Source organism: Thiorhodovibrio winogradskyi (genome assembly GCF_036208045.1).
GTDB classification, from domain to species: Bacteria; Pseudomonadota; Gammaproteobacteria; order Chromatiales; family Chromatiaceae; genus Thiorhodovibrio; species Thiorhodovibrio winogradskyi.
Map to the genome: position 1 here is coordinate 2,792,150 of NZ_CP121472.1, position 15,064 is coordinate 2,807,213.

The 15,064-nt window shown below is 60.9% G+C and carries 17 protein-coding genes; 6 read left to right on the top strand and 11 right to left on the bottom strand.

Annotation, left to right across the window (positions count from 1 at the left end; translation table 11 throughout):
* Nucleotides 1-126: 126 nt before the first annotated feature.
* From Thiowin_RS12610 to Thiowin_RS12625, 4 genes are all read right to left on the bottom strand, one after another.
* Complete coding sequence (locus Thiowin_RS12610; protein WP_328983359.1) at nucleotides 127-414, bottom strand: VapC toxin family PIN domain ribonuclease; 288 nt, start codon at nucleotides 412-414, stop codon at nucleotides 127-129.
* An 86-nt stretch (nucleotides 415-500) separates the two neighbouring features.
* Nucleotides 501-791 carry a type II toxin-antitoxin system VapB family antitoxin gene (locus Thiowin_RS12615; protein ID WP_328983360.1) on the bottom strand — a complete coding sequence of 97 codons (291 nt, stop codon included), beginning with the start codon at nucleotides 789-791 and terminating at the stop codon, nucleotides 501-503.
* Nucleotides 792-852: 61 nt separating this feature from the next.
* Entirely contained in the window at nucleotides 853-2,049 is a 1,197-nt protein-coding gene (locus tag Thiowin_RS12620; RefSeq protein ID WP_328983361.1) for an ATP-binding protein, read from the bottom strand.
* A gap of 646 nt (nucleotides 2,050-2,695) precedes the next feature.
* Nucleotides 2,696-3,322: an arylesterase gene (locus Thiowin_RS12625; RefSeq protein WP_328983362.1), complete on the bottom strand. Its 627-nt coding sequence runs from the start codon at nucleotides 3,320-3,322 to the stop codon at nucleotides 2,696-2,698.
* A gap of 253 nt (nucleotides 3,323-3,575) precedes the next feature.
* On the opposite strand from Thiowin_RS12625, the gene Thiowin_RS12630 reads away from it, so the two are divergent.
* Nucleotides 3,576-4,166, top strand: a complete 591-nt coding sequence (locus Thiowin_RS12630; RefSeq protein WP_328983363.1) for an SAM-dependent methyltransferase — start codon at nucleotides 3,576-3,578, stop codon at nucleotides 4,164-4,166.
* Nucleotides 4,167-4,410: 244 nt separating this feature from the next.
* Here the strand turns inward: Thiowin_RS12630 and Thiowin_RS12635 are convergent, their stop codons facing one another.
* Entirely contained in the window at nucleotides 4,411-4,713 is a 303-nt protein-coding gene (locus Thiowin_RS12635) for a helix-turn-helix transcriptional regulator (RefSeq protein ID WP_328983364.1), read from the bottom strand.
* Nucleotides 4,714-4,966: 253 nt separating this feature from the next.
* Between Thiowin_RS12635 and Thiowin_RS12640 the strand changes: the two genes are divergently transcribed.
* The 5 genes from Thiowin_RS12640 to Thiowin_RS12660 all read left to right on the top strand — a co-directional run bounded on the left by Thiowin_RS12640 (nucleotide 4,967) and on the right by Thiowin_RS12660 (nucleotide 10,478).
* Nucleotides 4,967-6,151 carry an ATP-binding protein gene (locus Thiowin_RS12640; protein WP_328983365.1) on the top strand — a complete coding sequence of 395 codons (1,185 nt, stop codon included), beginning with the start codon at nucleotides 4,967-4,969 and terminating at the stop codon, nucleotides 6,149-6,151.
* A gap of 39 nt (nucleotides 6,152-6,190) precedes the next feature.
* Nucleotides 6,191-6,874, top strand: a complete 684-nt coding sequence (locus tag Thiowin_RS12645) for a TrkH family potassium uptake protein (RefSeq protein WP_328983366.1) — start codon at nucleotides 6,191-6,193, stop codon at nucleotides 6,872-6,874.
* Nucleotides 6,875-7,060: 186 nt separating this feature from the next.
* Nucleotides 7,061-8,563 carry a glycosyltransferase family 2 protein gene (locus tag Thiowin_RS12650; RefSeq protein WP_328983367.1) on the top strand — a complete coding sequence of 501 codons (1,503 nt, stop codon included), beginning with the start codon at nucleotides 7,061-7,063 and terminating at the stop codon, nucleotides 8,561-8,563.
* Between the two features lie 289 nt (nucleotides 8,564-8,852).
* The gene (locus Thiowin_RS12655) at nucleotides 8,853-9,833 is read left to right on the top strand and encodes an EamA family transporter (protein ID WP_328983368.1); all 981 of its coding nucleotides are present in this window, start codon (nucleotides 8,853-8,855) and stop codon (nucleotides 9,831-9,833) included.
* Between the two features lie 123 nt (nucleotides 9,834-9,956).
* On the top strand, nucleotides 9,957-10,478 hold the full coding sequence (locus Thiowin_RS12660) for a DNA-deoxyinosine glycosylase (RefSeq protein WP_328983369.1): 522 nt from the start codon (nucleotides 9,957-9,959) through the stop codon (nucleotides 10,476-10,478).
* Nucleotides 10,479-10,608: 130 nt separating this feature from the next.
* On the opposite strand, the gene draG is transcribed toward Thiowin_RS12660, so the two are convergent.
* The 6 genes from draG to nifB form a co-directional block, all read right to left on the bottom strand.
* On the bottom strand, nucleotides 10,609-11,565 hold the full coding sequence (draG, locus tag Thiowin_RS12665) for an ADP-ribosyl-[dinitrogen reductase] hydrolase (protein ID WP_328983370.1): 957 nt from the start codon (nucleotides 11,563-11,565) through the stop codon (nucleotides 10,609-10,611).
* Nucleotides 11,546-12,223, bottom strand: a complete 678-nt coding sequence (locus Thiowin_RS12670) for a nitrogen fixation protein NifQ (RefSeq protein WP_328983371.1) — start codon at nucleotides 12,221-12,223, stop codon at nucleotides 11,546-11,548. Before Thiowin_RS12670 ends, draG begins: the two co-directional genes overlap by 20 nt.
* A gap of 4 nt (nucleotides 12,224-12,227) precedes the next feature.
* Complete coding sequence (locus Thiowin_RS12675; RefSeq protein ID WP_328983372.1) at nucleotides 12,228-12,575, bottom strand: 2Fe-2S iron-sulfur cluster-binding protein; 348 nt, start codon at nucleotides 12,573-12,575, stop codon at nucleotides 12,228-12,230.
* A 130-nt stretch (nucleotides 12,576-12,705) separates the two neighbouring features.
* The gene (locus Thiowin_RS12680; RefSeq protein ID WP_328983373.1) at nucleotides 12,706-12,990 is read right to left on the bottom strand and encodes a 2Fe-2S iron-sulfur cluster-binding protein; all 285 of its coding nucleotides are present in this window, start codon (nucleotides 12,988-12,990) and stop codon (nucleotides 12,706-12,708) included.
* 79 nt (nucleotides 12,991-13,069) lie between these two features.
* Nucleotides 13,070-13,348 carry a 4Fe-4S dicluster domain-containing protein gene (locus Thiowin_RS12685; RefSeq protein WP_328983374.1) on the bottom strand — a complete coding sequence of 93 codons (279 nt, stop codon included), beginning with the start codon at nucleotides 13,346-13,348 and terminating at the stop codon, nucleotides 13,070-13,072.
* A 90-nt stretch (nucleotides 13,349-13,438) separates the two neighbouring features.
* On the bottom strand, nucleotides 13,439-14,908 hold the full coding sequence (gene nifB, locus Thiowin_RS12690) for a nitrogenase cofactor biosynthesis protein NifB (RefSeq protein WP_328983375.1): 1,470 nt from the start codon (nucleotides 14,906-14,908) through the stop codon (nucleotides 13,439-13,441).
* Nucleotides 14,909-15,064 lie beyond the last annotated feature (156 nt).

Below are 15,064 nucleotides of genomic sequence, written 5' to 3' on the forward strand. Positions count from 1 at the left end.
CTTTCAGGCCTCCACCGCATCGCAAGCGCGGCAGATTAAAGGGTGATCGATTAAACAATTCGAACCTGACACCTTTGACTTCGTGCAAAAAAAACCAACAAGCGCAGGTTGAATCCTTCATCAGCATCACGGGCCTTGATCCTCCGGATAGGCTAGACCAATCCGCTGTGCGGTTTTCAGAAGCCGCTTGTCCCGGGTCCAAAGACTTGTGTCAACGCACAAGGACACGGCTGAGAGTAAGTGCAGGTCAACGTAGCCAATGCCGCGCCCCCACAAGCGATTTTGATCCAGAAAATACAAGGCTTCCGCATCAGTCACCGCCGCTAATCGTGGCAAGTTCTGCCACAATGCGATCATGGCTTTGCGATCCTGCAGATTTCCACAGGCCAGTTCGCCAAGCACCATGGGATGCATGGCCACCTACGCCTGATTTAGCAACACACTCAGGTGGGCGTCTCCAGCACGCAGGTGATCGATCCAAACGGAGGTATCAACCAAAATCATGCGTCGGTTTCTGACTGCCTACGCGGTATCGGTGCAAGCCGGGGTTGAGAGCCGCCGAGTCGAGCCAGACGGCGCGCACTCTCGCGCTCGATCAAAGCCTTGAGCCCTTCGTGCACCAAGGCCGTCTGTTCCTTGATTCCGCAAAGTGCTCGAGCGCTTTGCAGCAGATCGTCATCGAGGTTCAATGTGGTTCGCATGGTTGGACTCATGCAGATGAAGCGAGTGTCGATGTCCGTATCATTGTACTGGGCGAGTTCCGGGATGGCGATATGGGTTGATGGCTGCATGCCATCAGGCCTCGCCGGCTTGTATCGGCGGAGAAAATCTCTTGCGCGATCCGCCACGACACTACCCTGTAGCGGCTAGGTGACCCGCCGCAATCTCCCACGCCAATTCGCGCAAACCAATCGCCTCGATACCCGGTGCCTTGGGGTAGCGCTCCGTCCCGGCATAGACCACAAAGGCACGGTCCGGCTTCAGATCGTCCAGCGCGATGTGAAACCCCTTGTCGGTCTTGGGCGCAAGACTCTTCTTGATCTCAATCGCCCAGGTCCCGCGCCGTCCGCCGAATTCCAGCAGCAAGTCGATTTCCGCGCCGGCGGCGGTGCGATAAAAACTGGCACGGGTACCGCTGGGACTGGCATTGATCAGATTTTCAATCACCAGCCCCTCCCAACTCGGGCCAGCGACCGGATGGCCGAGCAGATCGTCCAGGGTTTCCAGTCCCAAGAGCGCATGCAGCAGGCCGCTGTCGCGCACATAGGTCTTCGGGGACTTGACCAGACGTTTGCCGAGGTTGGCATGGAAGGGCGGCAGCCGGCGCACCAACAGTAAATCAACCAATAGACCGATATAACTGGTGACGGTGGGTCCCGAGACGCCCAGGCCCGAGGCGAGTCGCGCGGCATTGAGCAAGGTACCCTGATTGTGGACCAGCATCATCCACAACCGCTCCAGGGTCTCGGCAGGAATGCGCGGCCCGAACATCGGCACATCGCGCTCCAGGTAGGTACGGATGAAGTTGCGCCGCCATTGCAGGCTGTCGGTGTCGGTGGCGGCGAGAAAGCTGTCCGGAAAACCACCGCGCAGCCACAGCGGCGTGAGTGGCTCCTCCGTCACCTCCGTGGCGTTGAAGGGCGACAGGTCCACATACTCGATGCGCCCGGCCCCATCAGTGATAGAGGTTTCGCTCGATTGCCTTAGCAACTCGATCGACGCCGAGCCGAGCATCAAAAAGCGCCCGGTGCGATGGCCCGCGCGCCGACCCGCGTCGATGATGCCGCGCAACGTCTCGAACAGGGCCGGCACCCGATGGATTTCATCGAGGATGACCAACTTGTCGACATGGGCGTCGAGGTAAAGCCTCGGCTCGGCCAGCTTTTCGCGGTCCGAAGCGTCTTCCAGATCGAGATAGAGTGAAGGACGGTCCGCGGCGATCTGATGCGCCAGTGTGGTCTTGCCGACCTGGCGCGGGCCGATGATGGCCACCGCTGCCTGTCGAGCGAGGGCGGCGTTGACGAGTGGCAGGATGTTGCGCGGGATCATGCTTGCAAAATAAAATAAAGGTTTTCATTTTGCAAGGACAAAACCTGTTCTACGCGACCAGGCAGCCGCCGACGCCAACACCACCCCAACGCAAAAGAGCGACTTTTTGCAGAGCATTCGCGGCTGCACCTTGGCCGCCATACGGCAATACTCAAGGATAACGGCAATGGGACCGCGAGACAGCCAGGGCGAAACCGTGCTAGCCCTAATTGACAGGCCGTAGAAGTATTTACCCTCGATTCTGGACATTTCCGTCCGTCTCGTTCAAACAAACAAAATCCAAGGATTCCGTGGCAGCCACCATCGAGAAGCTCGCGCGCAAAGTCCGCCGTGTCTTCGATTATCTGGGTATGACGGCAAACTCGGTGCCCCGCGCTGCCCGTGTCGCGCCTGTTGGTTAGAACGGATTTGCCGTGAGGCACCGAGACGGCCGATTGACACCTGGCCCGAGCCATGCGCTCTCAGCAGCACCACGTAAGTACCCGGGCCTGCCATCGCGCGTTTCTCTGGGCTTGTCTCGGTCGACATCACGGATGTCCATTGAACGCGGATGAAGAGCGCCAGGCGATTCTGGTGTTTTGCCTGATCCAACCGGCGCCGTCTGCCCGCCGCCCGTCGCTTCCGCGCACCAGCTCGACGACACCAATCAGCCCGGAGACAATGCGCCAGCCTGCCGCAGCAGGCGTTTGATCGCCTCGGCGAGTTGGCGATACCCTTGGGCGTTGGGGTGGATGTGATCGGACTTCAGCGCCTTGTCGGAGAGGATTTCCGAGATCGCATTGGCTTGGAGCGACACCTTTCGTTCATCGGCCAGCGCGTCATAGAGCGAATGGGTGCGCACCAGCAAGCCCGGGCGCGGGATCCCTAACAGAACCACTTCGCTGCCCTGCTCGCGCGCGAGTGCGATCATCTGGGCCAGATTGGCTTGGGTCTGATTCCTGTCGCGCTGGCGCAGAAAATCATTGCCGCCATGGCCGAGAATCACCAGATCGGGCTGCCAGGTGGCGAGCAGCTCCGGCAAGCGCGCCAAGCCGGCATCGCTCTCCTCGCCAGAGATGCCGGCGTTGATCACCCGCCGGCCAGTCAAGGTCGCCAGTAGCGCCGGGTAACTCTGTTCTTTGTTGGCGCCCACGCCTTCGGTCAAGCTGTCGCCAAAGGCAAGAATAACCGCGTCCGCCGGCAAGGGGCTGAGCGTCGGTTGATCGCTGCAAGCCGCGAGCACCAGCAGCAAGACGCCGCCCAGCAGCGCGCGATAGAGAATCCTGTTGCGCATGATGTGTTTCCGTTTCATCCTTTGGCCCTGATGCCATGGCCATGATACAAGCTGATCGAGACTCACTGCCTCCGGTTTGGCAATTCAGGGTCCATGGCCATGCAAGTCCAACGGCAGGCGCGGAATCGCGCTGGGGGACCGACGCCCGTCACTATCCGGCTCGCACCGCCTGGAATCATCTGTTGGCCCCAGTCACCGCGAACCGACGGATACCTGAGCATTCGCTGTTTACCCTGACCCGCGAACCCATCCCATGCAACTCGATGACATCGTGCCCTGGGGCCGCTCGTTCGATGAATATGTCGCCATGTTCGACCTGACGGCGGACGATCTTGGGAAGCGCATCCTGGGCTGTGGCGACGGTCCGGCGGCGTTCAATGCCCACGCACGCGCCCGAGGCGCCCGAGTGATTTCGGTCGACCCGATTTATGCCTGGCCGGCCGGGCGAATTCATGAGCGCATCCGCGCGGTGCGGCCGATCATTGAATCCGAACTGCGCCGCGAGCCTGAGCGCTGCCTGTGGGAGCGCTTTCGTGATGTCGATGATCTGATCGAGACGCGCCTTGGCGCCATGGATCGGTTTCTTGCCGACTACGCTGGCGGCCATGGTGGTCAGGCTTATGTTGCTGCCCAGTTACCGCAGCTGCCATTTCCCGGCGGGGTTTTTGATCTCGCCCTGGTGTCGCATCTGTTGTTCACCTACTCGAAACATCTCAGTGCCGACGCACATCGCAAGGCGGTCGCTGAGTTGATGCGCGTCAGCGGCGAGGTTCGCCTCTTTCCCCTGCTCACGCTCGCGGGCACGGAATCAGAGCATCTGCCCGCTGTCATCGATTTATGTTGAGCTCAACATAACTGGATGACTCGCGCGAGCATCCAAACTGCGAAGGCGGTGAGACGGCCTTCGCGCTCGAACCATTTCTTCCGCACCGTCAAGCGCATGGTTTCAGCGGATCCGGTTTGCTCGATACCGGCGACAATCGCCGCGAGTTTGTCATGGATGGTCTTGGGTATGCTCTGTTTTGCCACAGGTTGCGTAAGGTGTCATTGGCTGACCGACCGGGGCTTCCCTTCCCCGGACAGCGCTCTCATCCCGACACCAGCGGCGCGCTGGATTCCGGCCGAGCATCGCCGCGACCGGCGCATTGCAGTGCATCCAAAATCGCCTCTTTCCACCAATAGCGGCGCCGCTCGATGACCAACGGTGGCGGCAGGATGCCGCGCTTGAGCCAACGCCAAAGCGTCATGTCGCTGATGCCACCGGCAATGCGACGCACCTCCTCGGCGGTGATCAGTCGGTCGTCCTCGGCCTGGTTCTGGGTTGGGCGTTCAATCTGGTGCGGTGGCAGAACTGGGCGAAATGCGGACAGGGGGTTCTCATATGCTTGCATGGTAGTCTCCGTTGGATCATGGAAGGACTAACCAAACGCGAGACCAGCCACGGAAGAGACCATGAAACGGGCCGATTTTGGCGCTCTTTTAGCGCCCGGAACCCTTGACCGGTTGGTGGCTGCGCGCCGGCTTCGCGACAAGATCCTCCTGCTCGCACGAGACCCTCGGCGATCGCACATGCGTCCACCGACGCTCACTGCTTGGCGGCCATCTATCCTTGCATTTTTTCCAATCCTTGGATGATTTGCAAGGATGCTACCGCGACTCATCACCGACCAAGTGGGCGCCGCCTTGGCACGTCAGGCCGCCGTCGCTCTGATCGGCCCCCGGCAGGTCGGCAAGACCACACTGGCACTGGAGATCGGCAACGCTCGCCAAGCGCTCTATCTCGATCTTAAGAACTCGGATGATCGCCAACGCTTGGCGAACCCGGTGCTGTTTCTTGAGAACGTCGAGGATCGGTTGGTGATTCTCGATGAGATTCACCGCCTACCGGCGCTGTTTCAGGATCTGCGGGGGATCATCGACAAAGGGCGACGCGCCGGCAAGGGCAAGGGACGCTTTCTGATCTTGGGCTCGGCTTCGCTGGATCTGCTGCGTCAGTCGGGGGCCGATTGTCCACTTGGCCTGGCCGGGCGCATTGCCTACCTTCCGCTCGGGCCGTTCTCGCCGCTGGAGATAGAAGATGCTCGGCCTGCGCGCGAGCGACTCTGGCTGCGCGGCGGCTTTCCCGATAGCACCCTGGCCGAGGACGACCGCGAGAGTCTGGCTTGGCGCAAGGACTTTATCCGCACCTATCTGGAACGCGATGTGCCGATGTTCGGGCCGCGCATCCCAGCGATCACCCTGGAGCGCTTGTGGACCATGCTCGCGCATCGCCAAGGGTCGTTGCTGAATGCCTCGGAGTTAGCCCGCGCCCTGGAGGTGAGCACGCAGTCGGTCACGCGCTACATCGATTTACTGTGCGATCTGTTGCTGGTGCGGCGCCTACCGCCCTTGCATGCCAACATCGGCAAGCGCTTGGTGAAATCGCCCAAGGTCTATGTGCGCGACAGCGGGATCGTTCATGCCCTGCTCGGGCTCGAAAGCCTCGAACAGCTCGCGGGGCATCCGGTCGTTGGCAGCAGCTGGGAGGGTTTTGTGATGGAGAATCTGCTCGGCGTGCTGCCCTGGCGAACCTCCGCGTTCTTCTACCGCACCAGCGCCGGCGCAGAGATCGATCTGGTGTTGGAGCACAATGATGGGACGCGCTGGGCCATTGAGATCAAACGTGGTCTCGCGGCCAGGGTGGAACGCGGCTTTCACCAGGCCTGCGCCGATCTCCGGCCGCAGCGCGCGTTCGTGGTGCATGCTGGTGATGATCGCTATCCGGTCTCCGAACAGCTGGAAGCCATCAGTCTGCCCGAGTTGATGGCGGAGTTGCAGACCTTGGACTAGTTTGACAGCCCGCTGATCGAGAGCATTGCCATTGTCTTCATGCTCTCCGGCGGGGTGAACTTCGCGGTGCATTTCATTGCCTGGCAGCGGTTCGATCCGCTGGCCTATGGACGCGACCCGGAGGTGCGGGTCTACGGCTGGCTGTTTCTCGGCGGCAGTCTGTTCGTGGCGCTGAGCCTGCTGTGGACCCAAGCCTATGCCAGCTTTGGCGAGTCCCTGCGCCACAGCGCCTTTCAGGTCGCCTCCATCCTCATCAGCACCGGGTTTGGCACCGCCACTTTCGGCGAATGGCCACGACATATTCCGCTCACCTTGATCATTCTGTCGTTTATCGGCGGCTGCATCGGCTCGACCGCCGGCGGCATGAAGGTGCTGCGGATTCTGCTCATGACCCGTCAGGGCGTGCAGCAATTGTTTCATCTCGCCCATCCGCGCGCCCAAATCAGCCTCAAGATCGGCGGTCGCCCGGTGGATCAGGACACCCAGTTTTCCATTTGGGGCTTCGCGGTGCTCTATACCTCCGTGAGCCTACTCCTGACCCTGGGGATGATGGCGCTGGGGCTGGATTTCATCAGCGCGGTCGGTGCCGTGGTGGCGACCATCAATCTGCTCGGTCCCGGGCTGGGTGAGGTGGCCGCCAGTTTCGCCACGGTCGATGACGCGGTGAAATGGCTGTCGGTCTTCGCCATGCTGGTCGGGCGCCTGGAGGTCTTTACCCGCTGATTTTGTTCCTGCCGGCTTATTGGCGGGGGTGATGCCAAGATTCGGCGGCCATGCTTTCATCATGTTTCATCATAATTGGCGCACTCGGCTATTATGGCGTAAATGGCGCCAGTGATTGGGCCATCGACGCGACCTCAAGAACCCGATAACACATTAGCCACGACCATCTGTAAGAGTCATTTCACCATGTCCACGATTCTAATCGACCACGGATTAGGTTTGTCAACGCAGACCATCTCCCTGATTCCACTGGGCCTGATGGGACTGCTTGGCATGAATCTGGGTACGCTCGCCTGGCTAAGATCGAGGCCGCCGCGCGCGGCCAAAACATCCGTTCCGCAAGCGCCAACGCCAGCTCCTGCCCCCGCGGCCGTCCGCACACCACCGCCCGCGGTCGTGGTGCAAATTCCGGTCTTCAATGAGGGCCTGCTCGTGCGTTCCTGCCTGGAGGCGGTGGCACGGCTCGATTATCCGGCGGGCCAGCTGTCGGTGCAGCTGCTCGATGATAGCGACGACGGATCCGCCGCCGACAACCGCCGACTCGCCGGCGAGATCGCGGCGCGAACCGGCCTGCCCATCGCGGTGATCCAGCGTGGGGAGCGCACCGGGTTCAAGGCCGGCGCCCTGGCCGCCGGTCTGGCGCGCACCCAGGCTGAACTGGCGATGGTGCTTGATGCCGATTTTCGCCCCGATGCCGATTTTCTGCGCCGCGCACTGCCCGCGCTGATCAAGGATCCTGGCGTCGGCTTCGTGCAGGCGCGCTGGGCGCATCGCAACAGCGAGGTCAGCTGGCTGACGCGCACCCAGGCCACCTTGCTGGACGCACATTTCCGCGTCGAGCAAGCAGCACGCCACATCCACGGACTTCCGGTCGCCTTCAACGGCACCTGCGGTGTCTGGCGGGTCGCCGCGATTGCCGCGGCCGGCGGCTGGCAGGGCGATACCCTGAGTGAGGATCTGGATCTCAGTCTGCGCACACAACTCGCTGGATATCGAGCGATTTATCTAGACGATCTCCCGGTATCCGGCGAATTGCTGACATCGGCGCGCGCCTGGCAACAGCAACAGTTCCGCTGGACAAAGGGCCATCTCCAGGTGCTGCGCAAGCTCGGCCCCCGCCTCCTTACGGCTCCCTGGTCACCGCTGACCAGGCTGGCCATGGTGCTGCAAATTGCCCAGGGGTTGTTTTTTCCGCTGGCGTTCATAAGCCTGCTGCTGACCTTGCCGGGGGTGATCCTGGACCTGACCCCGAACGGCCTTGGCGTCGGTTTGGTGTCGCTGGTCGGTTTGGGCGGACTCCTGGGGGCTGGCTGGTTCTTGGGGCTTGGGCGGCAGCTGTCGGGTTGTTCCTGGCAGCGCATTCTGGTCGAGACCGCAGGTGCCATGATTTTGCTCGGCGGCCTGTTGATCTCCAACACCCGCGCCGCGCTCGAAGGCTTGGCTGGGCGATCATCTGCCTTCATCCGCTCCGACAAGCAGGGCGCCGGTATCCCCCGAGTGGCTCGCACCGGTCTCGCGATCAACGCTCTGCCATTCGGGCAATCCTTGGCCGGAATTGGTATCCTCGGCCTCTTTTTCATCGAGCACGCCTGGAACGCTCCTTTCCTAGCCACCACGGCGCTCGGACTGCTCGCGGTTGCCTTGCCGCAGTTGCTGTCGACAGTGAAGTTTCCAGCAGCATCGTCGTGAAGGCACGCGTTTACGACATGATGACAGCCAGAAGATTTTCGCCAAGGGTTGGCGCCGTTACAACTTCGCTGGAGTCACAGATAAACGAAATGGGCATCGACGCCATCATCGCCCGCTGGATCGCCCGCTGGAGCGGTGGCAAACCTGCTGGTCGGCTTGGACAGCCTTAGACATGAAACCTCTGTTTTACATTGAAATCTCCGTCATCAGCTATCTCACACCGCCCCCATCAATCGAGGTGTTTTTGGGGTGCCTGGATCACGGATATTCTTGAACAGAGCGTTTCTTCTTGCATTGGGTCTGGCTCACTCTGATTTGCGCCGCCGCGCTGGCATCGGCCGATGCGGCAACCAAAGCCTGGCTGCGTGGCATGAGCGCTACCCGGCTGTTGTTGGTGCGCTTTTCGCTGTCGGGCTTGATGTTGCTGCCCTGGTTGTTGTCCTTGCCGGCGCTGGGCAGTCTGTCGCCCGCGCTCTGGGGCTGGCTGGCGATACTGCTGCCTTTGGAGCTGTCGGCCATGGCGCTCTACTTGATTGCTATTCGCGACCATCCTTTGTCGCTCACCCTGCCCTATCTGGCTTTTACCCCGGCTTTTGTGCTGGTCATTGCGTTTTTTCTGCTTGGCGAGACCAGCACCTGGCTTGGCGCCTTGGGCGTGCTTTTTATTGTAGCTGGCGCCTGGTTGCTGAATGCGGGCGCCGCCGAAGGCAAGGACTGGCGCGGCTGGCTTCGACCCTTGCAGGCGATTTTGTGGGAGCCCGGCTCTCGGCTCATGCTAGGCGTGGCTTTGATTTATGCGGTGACGGCTTCCCTGAGCAAGGCGGCGCTGACCTACCTCGAGCCAACGCAATTCGGCGCGCTTTACTTTGCGCTGCTTGGAGCGCTGGCCCTGGGGATCTTTTTTGTGACCGAAGTGTGGCGGACGCGACGGCCTGCCGGCACATTTAGCCATCCGGCATCGCCGGGAATCATGCCAGACGACACGCTACTCCTGGGTTCAAACCCATCACAGCGCGTCACACAATTGGCACCTTGGCATCTCGCCGCCGCCGTGGTGCTGGTCGCGGCGCTGAACGCACTCATGGTTTTGACGCACTTTCTGGCCATTGAGCAGGCCAATGTGGCTTACATGATCGCGGTAAAACGCACCAGCCTGCTCTTTGGTCTGCTCTATGGCTTTGTCTGCTTTCGCGAGCCACGCATGCGCCAGCGCCTGCCGGCAGCCGGTCTGATGTTGATTGGCGTTTTTCTGATCGCTGGCAGCGACTGAGGGTGTTGGTCATGACCAGGCAATTAGATTCCACCCTGCCAATGCTAAGTCGGCGTATCAATTCGCCTCTGCCTTCGCAGACAGAGAAATAACATTATGTGTTCGATGGCATCACTTTTGTCAATGCCTCGGGAGCTTGAAGGTTTTCCACCCATTCTTGGGTCGGCACCGCGAGTACTGGTGCTAGGCTCAATGCCGAGCGCGGCCTCCCTGGCGCGTGGTCAATACTATGGCCATCCGCGCAATGCGTTTTGGCGGATCATGGCGCGACTGTTTGGCTGGCCAGCGGACCTGCCCTATCCCGAGCGCCGCGCGGCTTTGACCGAGTGCGGAGTAGCGCTTTGGGATGTCATTGCCCGCTGCGCGCGCGAGGGCAGCGCGGATGCGGCCATCGATAGCGCCAGCGTGGTGGTGAATCCCATCGCGGAATTGCTCGGTGAGCAGCCGGGGATCCGGGCGGTTTTGTTCAATGGTGGCATGGCCGCGCGGGAGTTTCACCGGCGCATTGGTCCTGTGCTTGGCGCCAGGTTGGTGCAACTATCGCTGCATCAGTTGCCATCGACCAGTCCGGCAATGGCGCGTTTCACCCTTGAGCGGAAGGTTGAAGCCTGGAGGATTTTGCTTCAGTTGCTTGGGGATGATTGAGGGGGATGATTGAGGGGGATGATTGAGGGGGATGATTGAGGGGGATGATTGAGGCCGTGGGCTGTGAGTATTGTGCGGGCTGCCATCGAGCTTGGCGCACACGACCTGTAAGCCAACCCCAACACCCACATCAGCTGACCAGACCACTGCGCACAAAGGGCGAGAGCGCGAGCAGGGCGTGAGCCTGGCTGACGGCCTCCTGTTTGATGCGGCGTTCGAGGTGTCGGCTCCAGCGCACGGGGATATTGGCCGGCCCATGCAGGGCGCCGGCGATCATGCCGATGATGGCGCCGGTGGTATCGGCATCGCCGCCGCGATTGACGGCTTCGATCAGCGCGCTCTCGAAACTGTCGCTGGCGAACAGCGCCTGGAACACCACCTTGAGGGTATCGACGATGTAAGCGCTTGGGTTGTCGACGCGCTTGCGCTCGAAGCCGAAGCGGGGCTCCTCGGCGACCAGCGCCTCGGCCAGCAGTTTCAGGCCCTTTTTGTCGCTGCCCAGAATGGCCGCCTGCACCATGCGAATGATGCACAGGGTGCCGGCATCCGACAGCCTGTTGTGGTGGGTCACATGGGCTTGGATACGGTTCGCCCGATCAACCGCTTCGGCATCGTCGCCCAGGGTGGCCAGGGCCACCGGCAGGCAGCGCATGCAGGCGCCATTGCCGGCGTCATAGTCGTTCTCCGGCATTTCGGTCTCGCCGCTCTGGCGAAAATGGGCAATCCCGCGACGCACGGTATTGCCAATATCGACCGGCTTGGTTCGCATCCAATCGCTAAAGGCCTCGGCCGCTGCCTGGGCCTCGACCCGCCCCGCCCGCAAAATGCCACGGCCCAGGGCCAGCGCCATTTCGGTGTCGTCCGTGACCTGGCCTTTACGCAGTTTCAGCCAGCCACCGCCGTGCATGTCCTTGTGCACTTGGTACTCGGCCTGAATCTCGCGTGGCATCATGAACTCGACCGTCGCGCCCAGGGCGTCACCAACGGCCAAACCAAGATAGGCCCCGACCGCGCGGCGACGGGTGAGCTCGCCCGAATCCGCGCGGGCAAGAAACAGGGCTTCGGGATCAAGGACTGAAACAAGCATGATAGTCCACACATTGGCCGCAGCTCGGTGCGCGGCAACTATAGATGCCTTCGGATTCACACAGTTGCTTGTAGAGAAAGCGCTTCCACTTCATATCTTTGATATTGCGCGCCGCCAGCGCGGGAAAGTTGCGCTGCATCAGGGCGGTCAGTTCGGCTCTGTCCAAGAGACCCAGATCCTGCCACAGATGATCATCGCCGCAACAACCGGCGGCAACCATATGCGCCATCCACACTTCCGAGGGAGACTCACCAGCTTTATCCATCAGCAGAATACGCACCAGATCAGCGACTTCATCCATTCGGTCCGCGGCCAGGCGCGCTCCGGTGGCAACCGCGCCGCCAAGTTCCAGCCCCGGAAAGTGCCAGCGCATGAGACAGCCGAAGGCGGCCGGTTCCAGTCCCAGCCAATCGGGTAGCGCACCCTGTCCGCCACAGCGGCTCGCAATCATGCAGGCGTAGGCATGGTCGTTGCCGTGACCGGCCGCGTGCCGCATCAGTTGGTGAAAAAACTCACGACTGTCAAGCAGGGGTTCCACCTCGACCGTCGGCTGTTTCGGAACCTGCACGGACGGCGAACCAGCCAACAACCCTGGCGGCTGTTCCGACTGTCCTCGCCAGGGGTCGCGGACCAAGACTCCCGAGCCGCGCGCCAGCATGGAATCAGTACTCCACGAGGATATCTTCGTCGCGGACGATCATCTGACAGGCCAGCCGGTATTCGCTCGGCATATCATCCACATGCAGCTGATCGATTTGTTCCTGTGTGAGCTTACCCAGTTCCTTGAGAACGTTCTGCTCCTTGTCGGTCAAGAAATAGCCCATGCGACCCTTACTGTCGACACTGGTGACTCGCACCAAGCAATGGCCACATTCGCCGTCCTGGCAGTCGAAGTTAACCGGCACCTTGTTCTCCTTGGCAAGTTTCAGCAAGGTCTCGGTGTGGCTACCGGCGACCGCGTAGACGGTCTTGTCCTTGTAGTCAGGATTGGAAAAAGTCACTAAGGCCATGGTTGGGATACTCCGGATTGATATTTTCGTTGCTAGCTTTTCGCTGTTAATTGTTGGTTGCCAGTCGCTAGTTACTAAACACTAACCACTAAACACTAACCACTAACCACTAACCACTAACCACTCATTCTTAGGCGGGCTTGACGGTGCAGTCGCCGATAATCTGGGCTTGGCAGGCGAGGCGGTCGTGGCGGCTGGCCATGTTTTCGCGCAGGACTTTTTCCTCCAGCACCGAGGGCTCGGTCAGGTTGTTCCAGCCTTCGGTCACATGCATCATGCAGGTGCCGCAGTCGCCCTCGCGACAGCCGTAGATGATGCCGGCGCCGACTTTCTCCGAGACATCGATCACCCGAATGCCCGCGGGCACATTCACGGTTTGGCCGATATCCTCGAAGGTGACTTTTGCTTTTGCCATTGAGTGTTAACTCCTAATGTTGTCAGAAAAATATGTTGCCAGAACAATACCCTGGCCGGTGTACTGGTCGATGAAGGGCTCAGCGCGCCTGTATGCGTTCCCGCGTCTGGTCCCAGACACCAGGGGGAATGCCGGTCAGCGAGCCGGGCGGATTCACGGGTGCGCCGCTCGGGTCGAGAATGGCGCCCTCAATGGGGCAGATGCTGGCGCACTGGGGTTCGGCGAACTCGCCCTCGCAGCCCGTGCAGCGCGCCGGATCAATGACGAAATGCGGCTTGCTGGCCAGCACCGCCTGTTGCGGGCATAAGGGCTCGCAGGCCCAGCAGTTCACACAATCGGTGGTGATGCGGTAGGACATTGGGCTGCCTCCCTAGAATCCTGAGTCATCAATTGCCGATCTGGTTCCAACCTCGGGTCGGCGCTCTTGCGTTTTCGCGGCTGGCGCTCACTAAGCCGATAGCGCGCGAGACGCGGCGTTGGCAGCACCCTCGGTGTCGGTGTGCCAGTCGGCATGGGCTTGCCTGAGCGCGACCTTGATGGGAAGGCCGCTCTCGGCACTCAGCGGTCTTATTCCCTGGCGCTCCAGTCGCTGCCAGGCATTGAAACCAATACGGGTGCAGAGCAGGGCGTCGCAATCCTTAATCAGCTTGATGACCTCCGTGACCTTAGCCTCCGCGACTGGGTCTTGGCTTAGGTGCGAGGGCAAACCTGAAACCGGGCGCGTCTCGGTCAGGCGAGAGCTCTGGCCGTCAACCTGATAGACGCGCAGCACCTCGACTTCACTCAAGCTTTGGTCGATGCGCTGGCCATCACTGCTGGCCAGCGCGACGCGAAAGCTTGCCGCGGAGGATGCGAGCTTGGCCCGCCCTACCTGCGCCGCCGGCGATCCGCCAACCCCAGGCTTGGGCTGCGTCAGTGAGGTCAGCGACACCAGAACGGGCTGGAGTGACTTGGCTGTGCGTGCGGCTTCGATCTGGGCGCGCAACTGGGCACGGCGCGCCATGGCCGCGACAGGATCGATCTCGAGCTTTTCGATGCGCTCGAGTGTGAACTCATCGTGGCGATCCTGACCGAGCATGCCAATGGCATCGGCGCGGCACTGCCGGCAGTGACTCATGATCTCCATGTCATTGGCGCAGGACTGTTGCACCGCGTGCAACTCCTTGGCGCTCGGCGCGCGTTGACCCATGAGCCCGAAGAAGGTGCCATGCTCGGGCTCGGCGATCAGCGGCATGATGTTATGGAGAAAGGCGCCTTTCTGCTTGACAATACGGCTGACCTCGGCCAGATGCAGGTCATTAACGCCAGGAATGAGTACCGAATTGATTTTGACCAGCACCCCGCGTTCAGCCAGCATCTCCAGGCCCATGAGTTGCTGCTCAATTAGAATGGCGGCCGCTTTGGCGCCGCGAATGCGCCGGTGTTGCCAAAAGATCCAGGGGTAAATCTGCGCGCCAATGTCCGCGTCCACACAGTTGATGGTGATGGTGACGTGGTCGATGTTGTGCCGACAAAGTTCATCCACATGCTGGGGCAGCATCAGGCCATTGGTTGAAACGCATAGACGAATATCCGGAGCTTTCTCGGTCAAGGCCGCGAAGGTGGCGAAAGTGCGCTCCGGGTTGGCCAACGGATCGCCGGGTCCGGCAATACCAAGGACCGTGAGTTGGGGAATCTCGGCCGCGACGGCCAGGGTCTTCTTGACCGCCTGCTCCGGCGTCAAGAGTTCAGAGACCACGCCTGGGCGGGATTCGTTGGCGCAGTCGTACTTGCGATTGCAGTAGTGACATTGAATGTTGCAAGCCGGCGCCACGGCCACGTGCATGCGCGCATAATGATGATGCGCATCTTTCGAGAAGCAGGGATGATCGCGGATTTTCTCCCGCACCCCGGACGAATCAACAACCTTCAACTCCATGATGCCTCCCCTTGCAATCGGCCGCCGCCAAAGGCAGCACCCGATACGCGAAATTGCTCAGGCTTCAAGTCAGCCTTCGCTAGTAAAAGCAAATCGCGTGCCTACTTTGGCATCACAGGAAAGATTTATTTATTCAGTATGTTACAGATAGGCAAC